General features: G+C 36.2%; 1 protein-coding gene. It reads left to right on the top strand.

Annotated elements, in window-relative coordinates; all coding sequences use genetic code 11:
• Positions 1 to 113: 113 nt before the first annotated feature.
• Positions 114 to 1,028, top strand: a 915-nt coding sequence (locus tag Q1B07_RS26640) for a transposase (protein ID WP_299095832.1), incomplete at its 3' end; no start/stop codon positions are given.

Below are 1,028 nucleotides of genomic sequence, written 5' to 3'. Positions count from 1 at the left end.
TAGGTTATATCAATTATGGTAGTTGACACCTATTAAAAATGAAAAAACACCTCATTCTTTGGTATAGTGAGATTAATGAGAAATCACTACCACATAGAAGAGGTGTCCCCTATATGATAGACCAAAATAGTCAATATAATCAACTACCAAATGAACTTAACTCTGTTTTTTCTGAGCTTGAAATTAATAAGCATTTACGCCAAGCCGGTATTAAAAAATCCTTTGGTTACAGTTGCTCTTACTTATTTCAACTTGTTTTCTGTTTGATTTTCCAACATAAAAATTGGTTTTCCCTTCTTGATTCAAAGAAGGCGGATAAGTTTCCTGCCAAGGATGCTGTCTATCGTTTCTTAAATCAATCGACGTTCAACTGGCGCCGTTTTTTATTACTTTTGAGTACCTTTACGATTCAAAAGGTTACCCGTCTCACAAATAAAAAACGGCCAAAAGTGTTTATTATCGACGATTCTGCCTATGACCGAAATCGCAGTAAAAAAGTTGAATTACTTGCACGTTGTTTTGATCACGCTTCTCTTAAAATGCGATACTACAAAGGCTTTCGTATGTTAACTTTGGGTTGGTCAGATGGCTATACATTTATGCCAATTGACTTTTCCTTAGTCAGTTCAAAGAAGTCTCAAATCAATGGAATCTCTGAACAGATTGATAAACGAACCAGTGGCTATAAGCGTCGAGAAAATGCTTTACAAACAGAGCCCGAACAACTCCCTGACATGATCAAACGTGCATTAGCTGGTGGGATAGAATCAAGTTATGTCCTAATGGATTCATGGTTTACATTACCTCCACTTGTCAAAGACATTGTTGATCAAGGATTAGATGTAATTGGAATGGTCAAAGAAACAAAACAGCGTTATAACGTAAACGGAGAAATGGTTTCTTTAAAGCAGCTTTATCGTCTAGCCGGACCCGTTCAATCCAAGAAAGGAATTCTTCGTTCCATCCATACAACAATGGCTAATGGAACTCCAATCAAAGTTGTATTTATTCGAAACAGAAACAAGAAA

This window comes from uncultured Metabacillus sp., assembly GCF_947503125.1.
GTDB lineage: Bacteria > Bacillota > Bacilli > Bacillales > Bacillaceae > Metabacillus.
This window is presented reverse-complemented; position numbering and strand designations above follow the sequence as displayed.